The sequence below is a fragment of the Microcoleus sp. MOSTC5 genome (genome assembly GCF_036701825.1).
Lineage (GTDB): Bacteria > Cyanobacteriota > Cyanobacteriia > Cyanobacteriales > Microcoleaceae > Microcoleus > Microcoleus asticus.
On record NZ_JAUBRK010000086.1, the window covers coordinates 5318 to 26700 of the forward strand.

Annotated in this window: 18 protein-coding genes and 1 pseudogene; 9 read left to right on the forward strand and 10 right to left on the reverse strand. The window is 46.6% G+C overall.

All coding sequences use genetic code 11. The features are described 5' to 3' along the window. From QUA54_RS30600 to QUA54_RS30615, 4 genes are all read right to left on the reverse strand, one after another. On the reverse strand, positions 1–2273 hold a 2273-nt coding region (locus tag QUA54_RS30600; protein ID WP_333418374.1), incomplete at its 3' end, for a DUF4347 domain-containing protein. Between the two features lie 935 nt (positions 2274–3208). Next, positions 3209–5332, reverse strand: a complete 2124-nt coding sequence (locus tag QUA54_RS30605; RefSeq protein ID WP_333418376.1) for a prolyl oligopeptidase family serine peptidase — start codon at positions 5330–5332, stop codon at positions 3209–3211. A gap of 125 nt (positions 5333–5457) precedes the next feature. After that, a complete protein-coding gene (gene recR, locus QUA54_RS30610) occupies positions 5458–6051 on the reverse strand; it encodes a recombination mediator RecR (RefSeq protein WP_333418402.1) in 594 nt (197 codons plus the stop codon). A 152-nt stretch (positions 6052–6203) separates the two neighbouring features. Then, positions 6204–6572, reverse strand: a complete 369-nt coding sequence (locus QUA54_RS30615) for a translation initiation factor (protein ID WP_333418378.1) — start codon at positions 6570–6572, stop codon at positions 6204–6206. Between the two features lie 155 nt (positions 6573–6727). Between QUA54_RS30615 and QUA54_RS30620 the strand changes: the two genes are divergently transcribed. From QUA54_RS30620 to QUA54_RS30635, 4 genes are all read left to right on the forward strand, one after another. Next, the gene (locus QUA54_RS30620; RefSeq protein ID WP_333418380.1) at positions 6728–7060 is read left to right on the forward strand and encodes a hypothetical protein; all 333 of its coding nucleotides are present in this window, start codon (positions 6728–6730) and stop codon (positions 7058–7060) included. A gap of 472 nt (positions 7061–7532) precedes the next feature. Continuing rightward, positions 7533–8771: a tryptophan synthase subunit beta gene (gene trpB, locus QUA54_RS30625; protein ID WP_333418404.1), complete on the forward strand. Its 1239-nt coding sequence runs from the start codon at positions 7533–7535 to the stop codon at positions 8769–8771. 69 nt (positions 8772–8840) lie between these two features. Beyond that, on the forward strand, positions 8841–9347 hold the full coding sequence (locus QUA54_RS30630) for a CAP domain-containing protein (protein WP_333418382.1): 507 nt from the start codon (positions 8841–8843) through the stop codon (positions 9345–9347). 83 nt (positions 9348–9430) lie between these two features. Continuing rightward, on the forward strand, positions 9431–10063 hold the full coding sequence (locus tag QUA54_RS30635; RefSeq protein ID WP_333418384.1) for a ribonuclease D: 633 nt from the start codon (positions 9431–9433) through the stop codon (positions 10061–10063). 412 nt (positions 10064–10475) lie between these two features. Here QUA54_RS30635 and QUA54_RS30640 read toward each other — a convergent pair whose 3' ends face one another. Beyond that, positions 10476–11543: a hypothetical protein gene (locus QUA54_RS30640; RefSeq protein ID WP_333418385.1), complete on the reverse strand. Its 1068-nt coding sequence runs from the start codon at positions 11541–11543 to the stop codon at positions 10476–10478. A 603-nt stretch (positions 11544–12146) separates the two neighbouring features. Then, positions 12147–13328, reverse strand: a complete 1182-nt coding sequence (locus QUA54_RS30645) for a HetZ-related protein 2 (RefSeq protein WP_333418387.1) — start codon at positions 13326–13328, stop codon at positions 12147–12149. A 167-nt stretch (positions 13329–13495) separates the two neighbouring features. Between QUA54_RS30645 and glyS the strand changes: the two genes are divergently transcribed. Next, positions 13496–15676, forward strand: a complete 2181-nt coding sequence (gene glyS / locus QUA54_RS30650) for a glycine--tRNA ligase subunit beta (protein WP_333418388.1) — start codon at positions 13496–13498, stop codon at positions 15674–15676. Between the two features lie 562 nt (positions 15677–16238). Next, complete coding sequence (gene murD / locus QUA54_RS30655) at positions 16239–17591, forward strand: UDP-N-acetylmuramoyl-L-alanine--D-glutamate ligase (RefSeq protein ID WP_333418390.1); 1353 nt, start codon at positions 16239–16241, stop codon at positions 17589–17591. Positions 17592–17681: 90 nt separating this feature from the next. On the opposite strand, the gene QUA54_RS30660 is transcribed toward murD, so the two are convergent. From QUA54_RS30660 to QUA54_RS30675, 4 genes are all read right to left on the reverse strand, one after another. Next, positions 17682–17837 (reverse strand): hypothetical protein, encoded by a 156-nt coding sequence (locus tag QUA54_RS30660; RefSeq protein WP_172187672.1) that lies wholly within the window; start codon positions 17835–17837, stop codon positions 17682–17684. A 51-nt stretch (positions 17838–17888) separates the two neighbouring features. Next, positions 17889–18251, reverse strand: coding sequence for a hypothetical protein (locus QUA54_RS30665; protein ID WP_333418392.1), 363 nt, complete (start codon positions 18249–18251; stop codon positions 17889–17891). Next, on the reverse strand, positions 18220–18402 hold the full coding sequence (locus QUA54_RS30670) for a hypothetical protein (RefSeq protein ID WP_333418394.1): 183 nt from the start codon (positions 18400–18402) through the stop codon (positions 18220–18222). Before QUA54_RS30670 ends, QUA54_RS30665 begins: the two co-directional genes overlap by 32 nt. A 178-nt stretch (positions 18403–18580) precedes the next feature. Next, positions 18581–18991, reverse strand: coding sequence for an MAPEG family protein (locus tag QUA54_RS30675; protein ID WP_333418396.1), 411 nt, complete (start codon positions 18989–18991; stop codon positions 18581–18583). A 31-nt stretch (positions 18992–19022) separates the two neighbouring features. Here QUA54_RS30675 and QUA54_RS30680 point away from each other — a divergent pair, with 31 nt between their 5' ends. From QUA54_RS30680 to QUA54_RS30690, 3 genes and pseudogenes are all read left to right on the forward strand, one after another. Further along, a complete protein-coding gene (locus QUA54_RS30680; protein WP_333418398.1) occupies positions 19023–19241 on the forward strand; it encodes a hypothetical protein in 219 nt (72 codons plus the stop codon). 140 nt (positions 19242–19381) lie between these two features. After that, positions 19382–20404 carry a DUF389 domain-containing protein gene (locus QUA54_RS30685; protein WP_333418400.1) on the forward strand — a complete coding sequence of 341 codons (1023 nt, stop codon included), beginning with the start codon at positions 19382–19384 and terminating at the stop codon, positions 20402–20404. 19 nt (positions 20405–20423) lie between these two features. Beyond that, a pseudogene (locus QUA54_RS30690) lies at positions 20424–21308 on the forward strand (cation:proton antiporter); the annotation flags it as partial. Positions 21309–21383 lie beyond the last annotated feature (75 nt).

Below are 21383 nucleotides of genomic sequence, written 5' to 3' on the forward strand. Positions count from 1 at the left end.
CTGTCGGTAATGGTGACGTTTTCGGCTGTGCTTGGCCCGTTGTTGACTGTCGAAATTGTGTAAGTAACTCTTTCACCCGGTGCAGCAGCAGCAGTCCCGGTTTTGGTGGTAACGACATCGGCACTAGGTGTCAGAGGTGTGGTGAATGTAGCTTCGTTGTTGCCCGGAGTCGGGTCAGCCGTAGGTGAGGTACTTCTGGCGGTGTTGCTGACGCTGCCGGATGCAGGTGCGATGAAGCTGACTGTGTTGTTGACGGTGACACCGCTGGCTAAGCTGGTAGCTGGCCCGAAGGTGACAATACCTGTAGCGGGATCGTAGACACCGCCGTTGGAGGGGATTACTCCTGTTAAGCCGGGAATGATGCTGTCGGTAATGGTGACGTTTTCGGCTGTGCTTGGCCCGTTGTTGACTGTCGAAATTGTGTAAGTAACTCTTTCACCTGGTGCTGCTGCCGCAGTCCCGCTTTTGGTGGTAACGAGGTCGGCACTAGCAGCAACAATTGTAGTTGAGACTTGAGAAATGGGTTGGGAACTATTGTTGTTCTCAGGTTTGTCGTCGTAAGTGCTGGAGGTGCTATAGGCAGTGTTAGTTAAGGTTGCGGGAACTGTGGCGGGAACTGTGGCGGTGATGGTGCGGATTTCGCTAGCACCGTTAGCCAGAGTCGGAATCGCCGGCCAGATGACCGTCCTCGTTGTGGGGTTGAAAGTACCGCCGTCGGAGGCGCTGACGAAACTTAAGCCCTCTGGGAGGGGATCTTGAATCAGGACGCTTTCGGCGGTGTTGGGCCCGTTATTTGTGGAGGTAATCGTATAGGTAATAGGGCTGTTGGGTATGGCGAACAGCGGGCCTTTTTTAACAATAGAAACGTCGGCTACGAGTGCAGGCGGATCTATACTTTGGATGATGACATTGTTAACTTCGTGAATGTTTGTGTTTCCCCCTGTCGAAGCAGCAAAGCCAAATTTAAAAGTAGGTGGCACTGCTCCGTTTACGGTTGCCAAATTTGGTATGTCGAGCAGTGTTTCGCCCGCATCAAATGTGCCGTTGCCGTCCAAGTCTAAGGCAACTGTAAGACGGTTAGGTGTTGCTGATGTAGTCGGGAATAAGGTAATTTGGACGGTTCTTTTAGCTTCAGCGCGAATGCTTGTACCTTTATTATCTATGCCAATGGAAACGCCAGTCAAACTGTTAGTTAAAAGACTAGAACCTAAAAATTTATAATTTTCGGTTGGTATTGTGCTTTCCCTGCCTCTAAGTCCTACTGCATCTGGGAGCTTTGCCGGGCCACCCTGTTTTCCAGCAATAGTGCTAGAATAATTGCCAAACTCGTCTAATCCGACACCTAAATAACCTCCTACAATACCCGGTGAATTTGAATTAGTATTCTGAGCATAACCGAGAGATCCGCCAAAGCCTCCCGCTTTTGTTGGCGTAGCTGTTCCGTCAATCAGGAAAAAACTAATGCCATCCGCACCATCGGTGGCACCATTCACATCGGGGACATCACCTCTGTTATAGGCAAAGAAATCAAAGGTAACTCTCAGACCCTCAGTGGCAGAGATGGGGTTGTTGTAGATTGCAAAAGCTGATTGTCCAAAGGCGTTTGAGGTTAATCTCAAAGTACCTGTTCCGAGTGCATCGCCAGTCCCTAAAGCGGGAATAACGCCGCTGGGGTTGGGTGTACTACCTGCGGTTAAGCCTGGGTTAGCTGTAGTGGGGTTGCCAACTCCATATATCCAAGGCCCGATTACTGTTGAATTTTTAAATTCTTCAGCAGCTAAGGTAGCCAGGACTGATGTGTAGCCTTCTATGACTTTTTTTTCAAAGGCTATTTCGGTATTTATTTGTCCTGTAGCAATTTCTAATTCCCAGTCGCCACCTAATGCTGCACTCCCTGTTAAATTATTGGAAGCGGCAATATTTGCCCCGGTTAATTCGCTGAGTTTTTGTATGAATTTAAGGCCGGATTCGCCGGCTGCTATGTTACAGCCGTAAAGTAGAATGCTGCCGGATTCGTTAAGGGCTTTTCCCCACTGCTGCAATTGGTTGCTGTAGGTTTCTAGATTATCAATATTAAGTTCTGTTGAGCCGATTTCTACTGCTGCTTCTCGGCCGTGAGAAACTATGTGCAGGCTATTGATGCTGCGCTGACCCAAAATTTCCGTGATTTGCTCGATCGCCCCCCTGGTTGGATTGAGTACAAATACTTCCGTTCCTGCTTTAATACCACCGATCAATTGCTCGTAGTTTTCTACTCTGGAGTCAACAATCACTAGAGATTTTTTTGCTTCACGCTCTGCTGTAGAGCTTGCTTTTTTTAAAAAAAAGTTTTTTTTAGTGGCAATATTCGTAGATTTAGGTATTTTTACGGCAGAAAAATTCGGCAGATGGGAGATCATTTTCATTATTCCCTGATTTAGTTATTTGTTTTAGCCTACCCACCTTGAGAAAATTCTATAAACACCAAAATATAAATTTTCCATGAATTGTTTTTATATAAATAATTTAATACTTACGTATTTTTTTGAGATTTTAGGAAAGAATTGGACGAGGACTGCTGCGGGCGATCGCGGGTCGCTAAAAGGACAAATCACCCCAACTCCTACGCAAGCGTTTTCTGGCTTTGACTGCGCCAGTCAGTTCTTTTTATTGGAGAAGAGGCCATGCCAGAAGATGGAGATTTCGATCGCCAATTACTTACGCATTGCTGAAAAAAGGCAGTGATTCTGGTAACGCGAGGCTTCTCAGTACGGTTGTAAGTAGGATTTTTTGTTGAATCTTCACCGTAAGTCAACTTAAAAAGGTGGTTTCCGAAAATTGGAAAATTTTTAATTTTCGATTCGATTTACGACTGTTGGTCTTTGACATCGCCACCAAATTTACTTATCTTGAAGCCCTATCAAAAAAATCTCAGAAACACCACTAAAACATACAAAAATTAACATCCGTCAGGCAAGTTAACACGATCTAGGAGTTGACAAGTTGCATTAATCTATGATTTTAATTTTCCGGTGTCCGCAGCCAAAGGTAGTGAAGCGATCGCAGGATTTGAGAATTGAACGCGAGATTAGGTCAAAAAATTATTTCAAATACTAGGGTGAGGTGGTTTGTGCTGCGTGCGTACCCTACGGGAGAGGCAGAAAAATAGAGGGTGGCGCGATCGCACTTTCTCCGACTGCGCCACCCCCAATTCCGCACTTTTTAAACGTTAGTTAATATCGAGTTCCCGCACTAAAAAAGCCCATTCATCTGCCAATTCTTCAATGATTTTCGCCGTGGGTTTGCCTGCACCGTGTCCCGCTTTGGTTTCAATGCGAATTAACACCGGTTTTTCTCCCGCATGGGTTTCTTGCAAAGCCGAAGCAAACTTGAAACTGTGAGCCGGAACTACTCGATCGTCGTGATCGGCAGTTGTAATCATTGTTGCCGGATAAGCCGTTCCCGGTTTGAGGTTGTGCAGGGGAGAATAGCCGCGAATTGTGGAAAATTCTTCGGGATTTTCCGGCGAACCGTATTCAGAAGTCCAAGCCCAACCAATGGTAAATTTGTGGAAGCGCAACATATCCATAACGCCGACTGCCGGCAGTGCTGCACCGAACAATTCCGGCCGCTGAGTCATGCAAGCTCCCACTAATAAACCGCCGTTGCTGCCACCTGCGATCGCCAATTTAGCCGGTTTGGTGTACTTGTTTTCGATCAACCATTCAGCGGCGCTGATAAAGTCGTCAAACACGTTTTGCTTGTTCAACTTTGTGCCTGCTTGGTGCCATGATTCGCCGTACTCGCCGCCTCCCCGCAAACAGGCGATCGCATAAACCCCGCCCATCTCCAACCACACAACATTGCTAACAGAAAAACTCGGAGTTAGCGAGATGCCAAAACCACCGTAGCCGTAAAGGTAGGTGGGGTTGTTGCCATCCAACTGCAAGCCTTTCTTGTGGGTGATAAACATGGGTACTTGCGTACCGTCTTTGCTAGGGTAAAATACTTGTTTTGTTTCGTAATCCTCGGGATTAAAATCGACTTTTGGTTGCCGATAAATCGTACTTTCATCGGTCACCATATTGTAGTGGTAGATGATGTTAGGTGCAGTGAAACTGGTGTAAGCATAAAAAGTTTCGGTGTCGTGCCGCTTGCCGCCAAATCCTCCCGCCGAACCGATTCCTGGCAAGGCCACTTCTCGCACGAAAGACCCGTCTAAGTTGAAGATTTTAATCTGGGTGTAGGCGTCTTTCAAGTAGGAAGCGACAAATTGATTGTTCAGGAGACCAATGCCTTCGAGAGTTTCTGCTGCTTCGGGGATAATTTCTGTGAATCCCCCCTGAATCCCTCCTTTACAGGGGGATTCAGGGGCGGTTTCATTACCAGCGAGGGATGAAGGAGGTGGGTTGTTAGTGTCGATCGCAATTATGCGGCCCAGCGGTGCATTCAAGTCTGTTTGAAACCAGAAAAGAGAACCGTCATTGTCGATGAAACTGTACTCAGCCTCGAATTCGCTAATTAGTTCTACAACGGTTGATTCCGGTGCCGTTAAATCCTTGTAGAAAATCAAGTTTTTCGTTTCCGTTCCCTGCCAAACAGATATAATTAAGTAACGGCCATCTTCGGTGACGCCGCCGCTAAATCCCCACTCTTTCTGGTCTAGTCGCTCGTAGATTAATATGTCTTCACATTGCGGCGTGCCAATTTGGTGGTAAAACAGTTTTTGGTAATAGTTAACGTCTTCTAGTTTGGTTTTTTCGTTGGGTTCGTCGTAGCGGCTGTAAAAAAAGCCTTTACCGTCGTGAGTCCAGGATGCTCCTGAAAATTTAATCCACTTTAAATGGTCTGATAAATCTTCGCCAGTTGCCACATCGCGGACTTTCCATTCCTGCCAGTCGGAACCGGAATGTGACAAACCGTAGGCCATGTATTTGCCGTCTTCGCTGATAGCTACCCCACCCAAAGCAACCGTTCCGTCTTCTGAGAGAGTGTTGGGGTCAATTAATACTTTGGGTTCGCCGTCGAGGGATGTCAAAGTGTAGAGTACGGATTGATTTTGCAGGCCGTCATTCTTGTAGTAGAAATAGCGATCGCCTTCTTTGAAAGGTATGCCGTATTTCTCGTAATCCCAAAGTTGAGTCAGGCGCTGTTTGATTTTTTCCCGCGCCGGAATTTCGTTGAGGTAGGCAAAAGTAACCGCGTTTTGGGCTTCTACCCAAGCTTGGGTTTCCTCAGAGTCGGGATTTTCCAGCCACCTGTAGGGGTCAGGTACTTTGATGCCGTGGTAGTCGTCTGTTTGGTCGATTTTGCGAGTTGTGGGGTAGGTGAAAGGTCGATCGAATTTAGCCATGATTTTTCACTATCGGTAACTTAGTTTAGTGTAGCCTTATTATCTGTTGTTAGTCCGCTGTTAGTTCGCGCAGGCAGACTTCGTTTGCGTAGGATCGGTTTCAGCCGCCGAATAATATTGAAGAACTAATCTAACTCCCTCCTTCCTTCCAAAGCGCGAGCCAATGTAACTTCATCGGCATATTCCAAATCTCCCCCCATCGGCAAACCAAAAGCTATGCGCGTCACTAGGGTAAAAGGTTTCAATAAGTGACCGATATAAAGAGTAGTAGTTTCGCCTTCCACGCTGGGACTAATCGCAATAATTACTTCCTTAATCTTTTGCTGGCTGACGCGCCGGACTAATGGTTGAATGTTCAATTGTTCCGGGCCAATTCCATCCATCGGCGAGATAACGCCGCCAACAACGTGATATTTGCCCGTATATTCCCGCGTTTTTTCTAAAGCGATTACGTCGCGGGATTCTGACACTACACAAATGGTATGACTGTCGCGGTTGGTATTGCGGCAAATTTCGCAAACAGGGTCAGCAGATAAGTGAAAGCATACTTGACAGAAACCTACTTGCTGTTTGGCATCAATCAAAGATTTAGCTAGGGCTTGCACTTCTTCTTCCGGTCGCTTCAAAATATGTAAAGCTAAACGCTGGGCTGTTTTTGGGCCGACTCCGGGCAAGCGCTGCAATTGTTCGATTAAACGAGCTAAAGGTCGAGTGTACATTAAAAATTGGCGGTAATTGGTAATATCATTTCTGGTTGATTCGCGATCGTATAATTGGCGCGATGTAGGGGCGGGTTTTACCAACCATCTATGTTTAAAACTAAGTATATCATAAACCAGCCCCGCCCATACACTGATGACTATTGACTAATTTACCCTCCACTAATTTTAGCTTTATAGCCTAACTTTGTGATGATTTCTAGCAGTTTTTGCTTGTGTTCGCCTTGAATTTCGATTTCATTTTCCTTGACAGTGCCACCAGTACCGCATTGGGCTTTTAGCTGTTTGGCTAGAGTTGCTAAAGTTTCGGGTTTTCCCTGAAAGCCGCTGATGATTGTAACTGTTTTGCCACCGCGTCCTTTTCGGGATGCTTCGATTTTTAGGTTTTGTTGATTTGGAGGGACTTCTTGTATTCCTCGTTCTAGGGCGGCGGAGTTGTCAACATTGCCAAATTCGGAGTAAACAATTCGTTTTCCTGATTGGTTATTGGAATTGGAGTTTTTGGGTTTTGATGTACTCATAGTAGTTGGGTGTTTGGAGTTAGGCTGGGTAGCCGATGAGTTCGGCCGTCCGGCAGAGGTTGAAACCCCCGCCTCATAGCGAAAGTCCTCGGTCTAAAACTGTAGGATGTGTTTGAGAATGGTTGATTTAGATGAGTTTTCAGGGAAGATAATCTATGAGATTTACAGTTGGTTTTGCAGAGATTGTACTTGATATTAGCAGTCAGTTAAAACTGACTTTAGCTATGAGACAGGGAATTCATTCCCTGGCGGGCTTAAGGACGATCGCACATTTCCCGGTTTTGATTGAATTATATCGTTTAAGGGTGTTTTTGGAGGATTTAACCGCAGAGGGCGCTGAGGAAGAGATGAGAGGGATGGATAATTCCGATCTTAAGGGATTTGATTTGAGCGGGAAATTTAATTTTATCTACAATAGTGGACGCAGTGCGACCAAAGAAATCGGGTTTTTTACCTTATCTGCGGGCTGCAACGAAATATTTTCGTAAAAACCCAGATTCTGACCACCCTTGCATAAATCCTAATCTCGTAAGTGCGATCGGATGCAAGTGTAAAAAACCCGACTTCTTCAAGGAGTTGGGTTTCTAAGTTTTTCATGTTTCCATTCAATTAGTTTCCCCAGCGAGTGAGGAGATAACGAAAGAAAGTCCTAAAGAAGCTAAAGATAGAGCAATGTTTTCATTCAATTAGTTTCCCCAACGAGTGGGGAGGCTTCCATAATACATCCCATACAGCGCAACGTGTCCAGAGGCAATTTGCGATCGCTCCCAAAAATGTCTGTACAAATAGCCTCTCAGCCACAAAAAAAATCGCTGAAACCTTTACAGGACAATATATCGAATGCTAAAACGAACTTCCGTCATCCCAGCGATTTCTTGCAGCCGTCGCGATCGCACCCGATCGCCCACAGCCCCATCGACTCGATATAATGAAATCTGTCCCATTATCCCCACAAAGTTCGTGACAGTCACACCCCTGCATCTCACCACCGAAACCAGCGCCCAACGCCCCGACTCCCTCGGCAGATTCGGCAAATTCGGCGGCAAATACGTCCCCGAAACCCTGATGCCGGCTTTATTTGAACTAGAAGCCGCTTTCCACAAATACAGCAGCGAACCAGAATTTCAACAGCAACTCCAACAATTGCTGAAAGATTATGTCGGCCGCCCCAGCCCTTTGTATTTTGCGGAACGCCTCACCGAGCACTACGCTAAAGCAGACGGAACTGGCCCGCAAATTTATCTCAAACGCGAAGATTTAAACCACACGGGTGCTCACAAAATCAACAACGCTTTAGCTCAAGCATTGCTCGCAAAACGCATGGGCAAAAAGCGGGTAATTGCTGAAACTGGTGCCGGTCAACACGGCGTTGCTACCGCCACAGTTTGCGCTCGTTTTGGTATAGAATGCGTTGTCTACATGGGCGTTCACGACATGGAAAGACAGGCTTTAAATGTGTTTAGAATGCGCTTGATGGGAGCCGAAGTGCGGCCGGTGGCGGCGGGTACGGGAACGCTGAAAGATGCGACTTCCGAAGCGATTCGCGATTGGGTGACAAATGTGGAGACAACTCATTACATTCTCGGTTCGGTAGCGGGCCCGCATCCTTACCCGATGATGGTGCGCGATTTCCATGCGATAATCGGTCAAGAAACCCGCGCTCAGTGTCAGGAAAAGTGGGCTGGTTTGCCGGATATTTTATTAGCTTGCGTCGGCGGCGGTTCTAATGCAATGGGTCTTTTTCACGAGTTTGTCGGGGAAGAAACTGTCAGATTGATCGGTATTGAAGCGGCGGGCGAAGGTGTGGAGACGGAGAAACACGCTGCTACTTTGACTAAAGGAAGTGTGGGAGTTCTGCACGGGGCGATGAGTTATTTGCTGCAAGATAATGAAGGCCAAGTGATTGAGCCGCATTCGATTAGTGCGGGTTTGGATTATCCGGGCGTGGGGCCGGAACACAGTTATTTGAAGGATGCGGGCAGAGCTGAATATTATAGCGTAACTGATGCAGGAGCGCTGGAAGCATTTCAGCGGCTTTCGCAGTTGGAGGGGATTATTCCGGCTTTGGAAACTGCTCACGCGATCGCCTATTTAGAGACTCTCTGCCCGCAGCTAACAGGCAATCCGCGCATTGTGCTTAACTGTTCGGGACGCGGCGACAAAGACGTGAACACTGTGGCGAAAGTTCTAAATATCTAGTTTGACGGAATGTGGGGCGATCGCTCTGTAGGAATCGGTAACAATTAACTTTATTTCTCGTTTGATTTCATGTCCAAAGGTTTGATGTTGATGTGCTTGGGATTGTTGACAATCCTGCCTAAGTGTGACACGTTTATTCCGGTGCGATCGCTGCCACAAACTCCCATGAATACTAATGTTGCTTCGAGTGCTATTACTGACTTAGAAAAAGCGGTTAACCAACAGATAAATCAATACCGAGCATCTAAAAAGTTGCCGCCGCTGAGTATCGATCCGCGAATGACTCAGATAGCAAGAATTCACAGCCAAAATATGGCTAACGGTAAAGTACGTTTCAGCCACGATGGATTTGAAGGCCGGGCGAAGGCAATTACTATTCCTTATCAAAGCGTAGCTGAAAACGTTGCTTACAATTTCGGCTTCAGCGACCCGGTACGCAATGCTGTTGAGGGTTGGATTAAAAGTGAGGGCCACCGCAAGAATATGGAAGGTCAGTTTAATGTGACCGGTATTGGGGTTGCAAAAAATGCCAAAGGCGAGTATTATTTTACTCAGCTTTTTGTTCGCAGCAGGTAAGCTGAAGGATGAAGGAAGAGGGAAGAAGGAAGAGGGAAGAAGGCAGTCAACAGTCAACAGTCAACAGTTAACAGTTACCAATAATGGAATTTCCAGATTTTCAAGTGTGCGATCGTGATATTCCCGATTCTCTCTTATCTTATTATTTGACTGCTCCGGCGATCGCCGTTGATACGGAAACAATGGGTTTGCTACCGTGGCGCGATCGCTTGTGTTTGGTTCAGTTGTGCGATCCGCAAGGTAAAGTTGCTGCGGTGCGGATTGCCAAAGGCCAGACTGCGGCGCCGAATTTAAAAAAGCTAATGGAAGTTGAAAATATTGAGAAGGTATTTCACTTTGCGCGCTTCGATCTGGCAACAATGCGTTACAATTTAAGTATTGACATTGCACCTGTTTTCTGCACAAAAATAGCGAGCAAACTTGCGAGAACTTACACCCACAAACACGGACTTAAAGATTTAATCCAAGAATTGGAAAAAGTAGAACTCAACAAAACTTCTCAAAGTTCTGACTGGGGAAATTCCGAGCATCTTTCAGACGACCAACTCAGCTACGCTGCTAACGATGTCCGCTATTTGCTGAGCGCTAAACAAAAGTTGACTGCTATGTTGCAGCGAGAAGAACGCTGGGAAATTGCACAGCAATGTTTTCAGTGTTTGCCAGTTTTTGTGAGTTTGGATTTATTGCAGTACAACAATGTTTTCGAGCACGGCTAATACCATTTTAGATTTTAGATTTTAGATTTTAGATTGGGAATGACTGATGACTACCAGGGTTTAGAGCACGGGAATACAGTTGCACTCTTTTTGGGAACTGGTATAATATTCTGTCACCTCGCAGAACTGCCATCAAATTGGTTTGTAGTGAAGACTTGAGTTCTCATAAAACTCGCTAGGGCTTTAGTCCTCACTACAAACGTAATTATTATTATTTGACCGAAAGCATCCAGGATACAAGCCCCCGGATTCATCCGTGGAGAAATAAAAAACCTGTTTCCGATGAAACTTTCCCCCCGAATTTATCCGTGGGGTCAATGCTTCAATCTAAAATCTAAAATCTAAAATCTAAAATCGATTGACCGGACTTGATGTGAGTTAAAGAAAATTCAAAACAGCGATCTATGACTGATTAGGGCTGCTCGGGATTGTGTTCGTGCAGCAAAGCTTCAATTTGGTCGTCAACATTTCTAACCACCTGTTCCAAAGCGGGCAACCCCTCTAAAGGCACAGGAGAAAGGCGAGTTCGATCGCGAATTTGATTCACTTTCCGCTGCAATTCTTCGGCCAGCCGCAGCGCATCCCGACTCAAAGTAGACAACTGCTGCTGCTGGTAAAACCTCAAAGCTGCCCCCCGCAAAACTTGCAGGGTTGCTTCTTCCTTGCCGCCCACCGTCATTACCCGCAAGCGCAACAGCAAATGAGTGTTTTGATATATGCGCTCAACTTCGACTTGTTTGGGGTGTTCCACCGGGCAAACAGGCATATCTGTCAGCCGCTTCAACTCGTCGATGACCTCTTGGAACAGGACGATATCGATACCTTCGAGCATCGATTTTAAAACGCCGTCTTGACTCCAAAGAATGCGACCTTGGGACTGGTGCCGCTCAAAAAACAAGCGGCCGATACCCTCTCGCAGCACTCTACCGAGCAATTCTTGCAGCAGTTGGGGCGCGGGCAAAGTTGCCAAAACTTCCACTTGGCTTGACAAGTGCAATGCCTCGACATTCAAAACCGATAGCTGTGTCGGTGTCGGGCGAACCTCAGCGCCAGCAGGTTTAAACCGTTCAGGAGCGGGCATCGAGGGTTCTGGCACAGACAGCAGCGTTTCTGCTTTGGGGCCTGAAGTTGCTGGTGCGGGATTTTTGGGTGTTGGGGCTGCGGGGGTTTCTGTCTGGCTGGGTTCTCTGAGCTGGCTCCCGTGGAGCAAGTAAGCTGAGAGCATCGAGCGCTGAGTTTCCGAGGCAATTGGCTCTGTTGTGACTGAGCAATTCATGTAAGCTAAAATCCGCTGCACGTAGTCCAAGGCGGAATCATCTTGGGCATCGACTACGCCCAATTTAAACAGATTACCTTCTAGAGATAAAGGCAAAACTTGATAGTAAAGGCAAGCTTCAAAGGGGACAACTGTGTCGATTAGGTGAAAGATTCGATCGGAGTCCATTGTAGCTGCCGAGTCTGTTGAAGATGTATGTACCATTAGCTGCTATGTAGTTGGAAGCGCGATCGAGCGCGACGCACCAACCTGATGCGATAAATTTAAACGCTGCAACTTCCCTGACGGAGGAATTGGTCTAACAACCGGAAGCTTTTATGAAATAAAAATCCTTAGTCCCCGAATTTTCTCCCTTCTCTATTGCAGCCTCAAATTCTACCAAAAGATGGAGAACTCGATGATGACTGGCGCAGTCTAGACCAACTATCATCGATCGCGGGAGATTGCTTCCCGTGGCTGGCAACGACAGAATTATGTCTTTAACGCGCAAGTATTATAGATGCACCCGAACCGAGATTTACGGGCAACCGCTGAATTTAGGATTGGTTAAAAAACCCTAAAAAGTCGATCGTGCTGCTAGTATCTTAGCCCAGAGAGTTGACTGCGATCGTCTCCGATCGCGATCGTCACGCCAGCGCTACGATATCCCGATCGATCTAACCTGATTTGATACAAGGGGCATCGTGCGGTTTTCCACGGGGAAACTCGCAGCACTTTGTGGCTGTTCGGGAATTGATTTGTAGCGCGAATTCTGAAAAATGCTACCGCCAATTAACCGCGAGCAATTGCCTGCCACCCATGATCGATCTACTCGTTGCGGAGCGATTGAGCTGCTAAATAGAGTTTGCTCCACTCGCCGATGACTTGATTGGTTTTCAGCTTTAATTCAGATGCGATCGTCTCTACACTTTTGCCTGCTTTCAGCGATTCTACCAACTGCCGCTGCACCGGCGTGAGGTTTTGTAAATAGTGCTGCCACTGAGCGGGAGTCAAGCCCAAACTGTGTTCTTGGAGCGAAGTTTCCAGCCAGTTGGCGACTAATTCCGGTGCTTGTTTGACCGCAAAAACCCGAATCGCGTGGTAACTGACTTTTTCTCGCAAGCGGTAAATTTGCTTGATAGGAACCTTCAACTCCTCGGCAATTGCATCTTGGGAACGACCTTGCAGGTAAAGTCGCAGCCACCGGGAAGCCAGCGGATCGACTTCAGCCGCCAAGTAATTCTCAAATTCTTGTTGGACAATCTGCCGCTGAGTTTGCTGCTCTTCCCAAGCTTGATTTTCTCGATACTCGGACATTGCCTGTTCGTCTAGCAGGCTGAGCGGTTCGTCTGTATCGTCGGGTAGAACCTGTTCCGACACCAGCCGCACCCAGTCTCCGGCAGGCACTTGCGTCAACCCGCCCCGCTGGGAACGCCGCAGGTAGTTGACAAAACGGTACACTAGCAGCGGCTGGTTGCGGATCGGCCGCAAGCAGTATTCTTCTGTGCTCGCCAGCAGCAAAGCATTTCGCAGGCGTCTGTCTGAGGTGCATTCGGCAATCCAGGCGACTTGCTGCTGCAGGTAGCGATCGGAATTGAGCATTTCCTGAATCACTTCTTGCAGTACCTCCACCGCACTCCGCTGTCTGTCGCGACTCAGGGAAACCCACGCTTGGATTTTTTGCCGGAGCACCACTAAACCGCCGAGCCGCCCGATCAAGTTGCGGTAAGCTTTTTCTGGCGGTACTCCCAGATACCGAGAAAGCAAAATTCGATATAAAAAGTCGATCGCGCCGGAGGCGACGGTTAGCTGAGCCGGAGCAAGAGTGTCAAATCTTTCTGGCCTGTCTCCCAACAGCCAGCGGACAACGCTCTCGCGAGTGCTAGAACTCTCATCCGGGCAATCTTGTTCAAGTCGCGACTTCCAATCTTGTGCCAGTCTTTCCGCCAAGGTCATGAGCTGTTGAGCTATTTGTCTTTCACCCCCGATTTTACGTGGTATGCTGATCATTTGATTCTTTTTTGGATCTAATAGGACTTGCGCATCGCTAAAATAATTCTGTATTTGGGTTGTCGCGATCGCAATTGCAGGTTTTTTTTAACTGGCGATCGGTAACTTTTGTAATGATTGAACGGGCAGATTAATTGCCTATTGACACAAACACCTAAAACTGTTATATGGCTAACTTTTTATTAGAACTCGGTACGGAAGAATTGCCCGCATCTTTTGTCAAAGGCAGCGCCGAGCAGTGGCAGCGGCTTGTACCTGCAAGTCTGGCAGAAGAATCCTTGACAAATGACTCAATTAATGTATACGCTACTCCGAGGCGTTTGGCCGTTCTGGTGAAAGGACTGCCAGTTCAGCAATTAGATAGAGAAGAAGAGGTAAAAGGGCCGCCGGCGAGTTCCGCTTTTAAAGATGGCAAACCGACGAAAGCAGCGGAAGGTTTTGCGAAAAAGCAGGGCGTAGAAATTGATGCTTTGGAAGTTCGCGCTACCGATAAAGGCGATTTTGTTTTTGTGCTCAAAAAGATTCCGGGGCGGATGAGTGCGGATATTTTGGCAGAACTTGTGCCGCAGTGGATTAATAAGTTAGAAGGCAAAAGATTTATGCGGTGGGCCGACGGAGATTTGAAGTTTCCGCGCCCGATTCGATCGATGGTGGCACTGTTGGATGATACTGTACTGCCAATTACATTAGTGAGCGGTTCGGATACGGTCAATAGCGATCGAATTTCCCAAGGGCACCGGGTGTTATACACCCCCCCTACACCCCCCCTTGGCAAGGGGGGGACGGGGGGGGTCTCGATTCCGCAAGCCGAGGATTATGTCGAGTGTCTGCGGGCTGCTTGCGTGGAGGTCGATCGAACCCAGCGCAAAACTCAAATTAAAGCACAAGTAGAAGCCGCAGCAACAAAACAAGGCGGTTACGCCGACATTACCGAAGATTTGTTAGAAGAAGTCACCGACTTAGTAGAATGGCCGAACGCAGTTGTCGGCAAATTTGACGAGGAATTTTTGATATTGCCGCCGGAAGTAATCACCACAATTATTGTTACAAACCAGCGGTATTTTCCCATCCTCAAAAGCCCGGATTTTCCCGAACTTCTGCCCTATTTTATTACAATTTCCAACGGCGACCCGGCTAAAGCGGCGATTATTGCCGCCGGTAACGAGCGAGTAGTGCGGGCGAGATTGGCAGACGGTCAGTTTTTCTACAAAGCAGACTTGGTAAAGCCTCTAGAGGATTATTTGCCCAAGTTGGAAAAAGTTACTTTCCAGGAAGATTTGGGGACTGTACGCGCAAAAGTCGATCGGCTGTGCAAGATTGCCAGCCTCATCACAAATCAACTGCAAATCCCAGCCGAAGAACAAGCTTACATCGCAAGAGCAGCATTGCTTTGCAAAGCCGACCTCGTAACCCAAATGGTTTACGAACTTCCCGAAATGCAAGGAATCATGGGGCAGAAATACGCCTTAGCAAGTGGCGAACCGGAAGCAGTAGCCACAGCGATTTTTGAACATTATTTGCCCAAAGGTGCGGGCGACAATTTACCGCAAACTATGACAGGTCAAGTTGTCGGAATAGCAGACAAATTAGATACATTAGTCAGCATCTTCGGTTTGGGAATGTTGCCGACTGGTTCATCCGATCCCTTCGCTTTGCGCCGCGCAGCCAATGCAATAACTAACATTATTTGGGCTGCTGAGTTGCCAGTCAACTTGCACAAGTTGCTCGCAGAAGTTGTTGCCGAATTTACCGCAACGCGCCCAGAAACACCGCCGGAGTTGCTCGATCAGTTATACGAGTTTTTCTTACAAAGAATTCGGACTTTGTTGCAAGAAGAAAAGAATGTAGATTACGATTTGGTAAATGCAGTTTTGGGAGAAAACGACCCAGAATATACTGAACGAGCATTGAGAGATTTGTTGGACGCACTGGAAAGAGCGCTTTTCCTACAACAAATCCGCAATAACCAGACTTTGGATCTGATTTACGAAACAGTCAACCGTTCAACTCGTTTGGCGGCTCAAGGTGAGTTGGATAAAGTAGAATTGGAACCGAAAACGGCGGTGAAACCGGAGTTATTTCAAAAGTCGTCTGAACAAGCTTTTTACGATGCAGTAGTGCAGTTAGTGCCGCAAACGCTCCTATCCAAACAAACTCGCGATTACCAGCAATTAGTAGATAGCTTGACTGAGATTGCTCCGACTGTCAGCAACTTTTTCGACGGGCCAGAAAGCGTTTTGGTGATGGACTCCGACCCCGAAATTAAGCAAAATCGGTTGAATTTACTGGGTTTGCTGCGGAATCACGCGCGGGTGTTGGCTGACTTTGGGGCGATCGTCAAAAGTTAGAATTGACAACATTTGAGTCCGCCGGGGATTGAAAACCTCCGCTTCAGTCCGCCGGGGGTTGAAACCCCCGTCTCAAAGCGAAAGTCCTCTTAAGAGGACTGAAACCCTGACATACCATACTTTTCAGTCAGTTTTAACTCCTATGTTGCACCATTCTCAAATAGCCTTTTGTGAACAGGCAAGATGCCTGTGAAGCGAGAAAATTTATCTTTTGTGGAACAGGCATCTTGCCTGTTGCTGACAATAGTGCAATATCTCAGTTTTAACTGACTTTAGCTGTTAGACAGGGGTTTTCAACCCCTGGCGGGTATGGGGCAAACGGAGGGCGTGCAGGCAAACCAACTTGAGGAATGTACTTGTTAAAATCTCTATCGAAATAACCTTAAAGTTTACCAATAAAAAAAGTAAATCTATTAGAATTATTGCCGAACCGCCCGCGTCTCAGCAGAGTTCGATCGCTCTCTTAAAAAATAAGCAAAATGGCCAATAGCCAAAAACCTATGGAAGGTTAAGATATAAACTTATAAAACCAGGGAAGTTCGCTCCATCACACACAAAACTTATGCCGATCGCTCATATCATTGGACTAGGAAAATCAGGAATTGCCGCCGCCAGACTGCTAAAACGCGAAGGATGGGAAGTAACGCTGAGCGATCGCTCATCTTCCCCAAGCTTGCTCGAACAGCAACAGGAATTCGCTAACGAAGGAATTCATGTTGAGCTAGGTCAATCTTTTGAACCAGTCGAATCTATAGAATTAATAGTAGTAAGTCCGGGCGTTCCGTGGGACAGTCCAGCATTAGCGCGCGCCAGAGAGTTAGGCATTGAAACAATCGGAGAAATGGCTCTCGCGTGGCGTTACCTCAAATCTCCTTGGGTGGGAATTACTGGCACTAACGGCAAAACTACTACTACTGCTTTAATTGCTGCTATTTTTGAAGAAGCCGGGCTTTATGCTCCCGCTTGCGGCAATATTGGCTATGCTGCGTGTGAATTAGCTTTAGCCGAAAAACAGCCGGATTGGGTAATCGCAGAAATTAGCAGCTATCAGATAGAATCCTCGCCGTTTGTAGCGCCGCGAATCGGAGTTTTGACGACTTTGACGCCGGATCACCTCAGTCGCCATAAAACTTTAGAAAATTACTACAACATTAAAGCGCATTTGCTGAAAAAGTCTGAATTGCAAGTAATCAACGGCGACGATCCTTATTTGCGCCAGCAAGGAATTGACATTTGGCCGGATGCGTGTTGGACGAGTGTGAAAGGTGAAAAAGAACTGTTGGGCGATCGCACTTTTGGAGCCTACATCGAAAACGGTTGGGTAATAGCTCAAAGCGAGAAAATTCTGCCTGCTGATTCTTTGCGGATGGTGGGAGAACACAATTTACAGAATTTGTTAATGGCGGTGGCGGCGGCTAATTTGGCGGGGATAGATAAAAGTGCGATCGCCCGGGCGATCGCTAAATTCCCCGGAGTTTCGCACCGCCTCGAACACATCTGCACTTGGGAAGGCATAGATTTCATCAACGACAGCAAAGCTACTAATTACGACGCGGCCCAAGTCGGGTTGGCTTCTGTTAGCGCACCGGCGATTTTAATTGCGGGCGGCGACCCCAAAGAAGGGGACGATCGCGCTTGGATTGATACAATCAAGGCGAAAGCTGCTGCGGTGCTGTTAATTGGAGATGCAGCGAGTCTTTTTGGCGATCGGCTCAAACAAGCAAATTACAACGCTTGGGAAATAGTCGAAACAATGGAACGAGCAATCCCGAGAGCCGCAGAATTAGGCAGACAAAATCATGCTAAAGTAGTGCTGCTTTCGCCAGCTTGTGCTAGCTTCGATCAATACCAAAACTTCGAGCAGCGGGGCGATCATTTCCGTCAATTGTGTCTCGAATCGCTTGCTAAAGAGTAGAGCTAGATATATATCGCACGCGATATCTTTAGGGACACGGCATTGCCGTGTCCTGCCCCGGGATCGGCGACTTTATAGATGTGTAAGCCTTCAAACTGTCTTCCAAATATCCTTAATTCGAGCCTGCTGTTCCCATTCTAGCTCACCAAAAACTAGCATCATTTCCTCATGAGTATAATCAATAATAATCGCCGCCAATTGAGCCACCGTTTCCGCTTCCAGCATTGCTAGTTTCAATTTGGTCATTGCTTCTTTATCCATTAACACGAAACTTTTAATTTTTACCTCATTTTTATTTTAATTGTGCCTGCAAATCTCTTTCAGTTGTGCATTAAAACTGGCAACCTGACTAGCACTTACTCTATCAAAGTTGCGCGAAGATATTTTTAATTCTTCGCGGCAAATTTGAGAGCGCAATTTTTCATCAATCTCCAGAATCTGACTTTCAGAAGTGACAGTTTTTTGCAACAAAATTGCGATTTCCCTTTCCAGTTGCCGATTGCCTTGCTGAAAGAAATCTTGAGAGTTAGAACGAAACAAACCACTATTGACTTGCTGAATTTGGCTAGGTGTCAGCGATTGAGCCGAGACAGCAGCCGGAAATCCAAAAGATGCTGCTAGCCACCAGCTAGAAATTATTTGTTTGAGAATGCTGTTCATCACTGTCTGGAGGAGTTTTTACCTCAGTTGGTTTCTCGTTTTCTGACTCGCTTGCTAATTCATCTTCTCGTTCAAGTTTTTCTTGCCACTCGACAAGCTGCTGAAAAAGTTTCGGGGTAATTTCAAATACGGGTTTGTTGGTTTCTGACATATTCACTCCTAACATTTATTACATTTAACTGGTTCCCGGGCTCTGCCTGGGAACCGCTGTCGAGAGGCTCTGCCTCGCTTTTTCAGCAGGAAAATTGGAGGCTGAGCCTCCGGATCTGCGTTACCAGGTAGAGCCTGGAAACGAGTAGAAAAACAATTATGTCGATCGGAAGCTATGCTCAAACCTTCAGCAGCGACATAATTATGCCAGTTAGGGAACCACCAAGCAAAGCTAAAGTAGCTAAGGTACTAATGCCAAATCCTGCCGCTCTTTTTTCGGCAGCTTGATAGTAACCCCAAGCAAACAAAATACGTCCAATTATCCAAACTGCGCCGATAGCAGCACCCCAAATTGGGCTGATAAATTGCGAGAACAGCCACAGCGAGGGCAAAAATAGAATCATTTGCTCTAAGGTATTTTGCTGAACTCGCAACACTCGCTCAAAGTCTGGGCTTCCTGTCATCTGCGGGGGAGAAACTTTGTGTTTGAATCTAGCTCTGCCGACGTTGATGGTAACAACGAAGTAGAGAATTAATGCTGAAACAGTAATTAGACTAGGCCAAAGTGTCGCGTTTGCTTCTGCGAGCATGATTCGGTATTATTCGGGTGGAGTAGATATCTTGATTATAAATCAATTATTGCCGATCGGGTCATTCATCCCCATCCAGTCATTCAAAGCAGGGGATTTGATGCAACTGCTGGGTATTAGTGGCGCGGCAATTGCTTTCGGGTTCCGGGACATCCTCGAACACTTGCTGGCTGGGATTTTCATTCTTTTTCTCGCACCTGCATACGGATACAAGCCCCCGACTCCTCTGGTGAGCAGCCCCAAATTTTAGACTTTTGTTCAAGCTCCCAGATTCATCAGTGGAGTCAATCTCAAATCTCAAATCAGTGGAGTAAATTTAAAATCTAAAATCTAAAATCTAAAATCTAAAATCGTTTGACGGATACAAGCCTCTGACTTAAGGAGATTATTTTGCTCAACAATATTCGAGACCGTCTTAAATATTTCACCAGGAGCAGGATTGCTCCAGAGCATTTAAAGCAAATACGAGTTGACTTGTTGGAAGAATCAACCCTAGATATTGACTATCTTGTCTTAATTCTCGGCTCCTGTATAATTGCCACTTTTGGACTGCTTGCCAACAGTGCGGCCGTAATTATCGGTGCAATGATAATTGCGCCTCTGATGTTGCCAATTCGAGGGTTAGCATTTGGAGCGGTAGAAGGTAACGTTCTCCTCTTCCGCAAAGGTTTAATTGCATTAGCAGTCGGGACGCTGCTAGCAATTTTTCTAGCTTGTTTTTTGGGCGCTTTGGTACAACTTCCCGACTTTGGGAGCGAAGTTCTAGCTCGTTCTAAACCTACATTACTAGACTTAGGAATTGCGATCGCCGCTGGAGGAATCAGCGGCTATGCGAAAGTTCAGCCCAAAGTTTCTGCTACTCTGGCGGGAACTGCGATCGCCGTGGCTCTCATGCCGCCAATTTGTGTTATAGGTTTAGGCTTATCTCAAGCTAATTGGTCGCTCAGTTTGGGAGCAAGCCTCCTGTATCTTACTAATTTGCTGGGGATTACTCTTTCCTGTATGCTAACCTCTTTAATGGCCGGCTACACGCCCCTGCATCGCGCCGGTAAAGCCCTCTTGTGGGCGCTAGGATTGACGACTATACTTGTGATTCCTCTGGGGGTGAGTTTTGCGGAATTGATCGAGCAGGCGCAACTAGAAGCCAGTCTGAAGCGGGCGTTGCTTAACCGAACTATCACTTTTCAACGAGTGGAAATGATTAAAAGCGATACTAACTGGTTGGCGAAACCGCCGGAAGTTCGTCTGAGTGTTCGCAGCAGCGAACCTTTGACACCCAAACAGGTGCAGCTTTTAGAAGCATTTGTCGAAAAAGAAATGGGTCAACCATTTACCCTGATTTTTCAAGTCAGTCAAGTTGAAGAAGTGCGGCGCTCAACCCAGAATAAGTCCGGATCAAAACCGAAATTTTAACTATTTTAGCCCTAATTTTATGGCCCCAGAAGCTCTAATTAACCAAGTGACGATCGAGGGGAATCTGAAGCAATTTCTCTTAGTGCTAGCGGTTTCTTTAACTGTGGCGACGTTGCCGCAAATCTTTGGGTGGCTGAGCAAAATTCCCTACACGCTGCTGTTAGTAATTGTCGGGTTGGGTTTGGCTTTTATAGATGTGCGGCTGGTGACGCTTTCACCGAAACTGATTTTGTTGATTTTTTTGCCGCCTCTTTTGTTTGAAGCTGCTTGGAATCTGGAATGGCCTAAACTCAAGCGGGATTTAGTGCCGATCGCTCTTTATGCGGTTTTGGGTGTTGTGATTTCTGTTGCTGGCGTGGCTTTTGCTCTCAACCAAATAGCGGGAGTTTCTTTAGCGATCGCCCTGTTGGTAGGAGCTAGTATATCTGCTACCGATCCTGTTTCAGTAATTGCATTGTTCCGGGAATTGGGAGTTGAAAAACGCTTAGCGTTACTGGTGGAGGGTGAGAGTTTATTTAATGATGGCATTGCTATTGTTGCCTTTAGTTTTTTGGTGGGATTCTCTCTAGGGACTGATGACGTTGGCATCCCAAATCTGATTGCGCGTTTCTTAGCTTTTGTGGGAATTGGGGTTGTTGTCGGCACTTTAATCGGTTTTGGAGTTTCTTATCTAACTCAACCATTTGATTTACCTTTGGTTGAGCAATCGTTAACCTTAGTTTCCGCCTACGGTACTTATATAATTGTGGAGGAATTGGGCGGTTCAGGGGTGATTGGGGTGGTGACGATGGGCTTGATATTTGGCAATTTTGGCTCTCAGATTGGTATGCAACCCAGTACCCGACTTGCGGTAACACAATTTTGGAATTTTTTGGCGTTTTTTGTAAATTCGATCATGTTCCTGCCATTGGTAACAAGTTAGAAAGGAGTAGATTTTGTCAATACCTCTTGGGATAGAAATATTATGGAATAATAATGA

Bases quoted from the DNA above. Each gene is read 5' to 3' on its own strand.
- QUA54_RS30670 (WP_333418394.1), bottom strand. From the start codon at position 18,402: ATGTCAGAAACCAACAAACCCGTATTTGAAATTACCCCGAAACTTTTT.
- QUA54_RS30605 (WP_333418376.1), bottom strand. From the start codon at position 5,332: ATGGCTAAATTCGATCGACCTTTCACCTACCCCACAACTCGCAAAATC.
- QUA54_RS30615 (WP_333418378.1), bottom strand. From the start codon at position 6,572: ATGAGTACATCAAAACCCAAAAACTCCAATTCCAATAACCAATCAGGA.
- QUA54_RS30675 (WP_333418396.1), bottom strand. From the start codon at position 18,991: ATGCTCGCAGAAGCAAACGCGACACTTTGGCCTAGTCTAATTACTGTT.
- QUA54_RS30640 (WP_333418385.1), bottom strand. From the start codon at position 11,543: ATGGTACATACATCTTCAACAGACTCGGCAGCTACAATGGACTCCGAT.
- QUA54_RS30665 (WP_333418392.1), bottom strand. From the start codon at position 18,251: ATGAACAGCATTCTCAAACAAATAATTTCTAGCTGGTGGCTAGCAGCA.
- glyS (WP_333418388.1), top strand. From the start codon at position 13,496: ATGGCTAACTTTTTATTAGAACTCGGTACGGAAGAATTGCCCGCATCT.
- QUA54_RS30645 (WP_333418387.1), bottom strand. From the start codon at position 13,328: ATGATCAGCATACCACGTAAAATCGGGGGTGAAAGACAAATAGCTCAA.
- QUA54_RS30630 (WP_333418382.1), top strand. From the start codon at position 8,841: ATGTCCAAAGGTTTGATGTTGATGTGCTTGGGATTGTTGACAATCCTG.
- QUA54_RS30620 (WP_333418380.1), top strand. From the start codon at position 6,728: ATGAGATTTACAGTTGGTTTTGCAGAGATTGTACTTGATATTAGCAGT.
- murD (WP_333418390.1), top strand. From the start codon at position 16,239: ATGCCGATCGCTCATATCATTGGACTAGGAAAATCAGGAATTGCCGCC.
- recR (WP_333418402.1), bottom strand. From the start codon at position 6,051: ATGTACACTCGACCTTTAGCTCGTTTAATCGAACAATTGCAGCGCTTG.
- QUA54_RS30660 (WP_172187672.1), bottom strand. From the start codon at position 17,837: ATGACCAAATTGAAACTAGCAATGCTGGAAGCGGAAACGGTGGCTCAA.
- QUA54_RS30635 (WP_333418384.1), top strand. From the start codon at position 9,431: ATGGAATTTCCAGATTTTCAAGTGTGCGATCGTGATATTCCCGATTCT.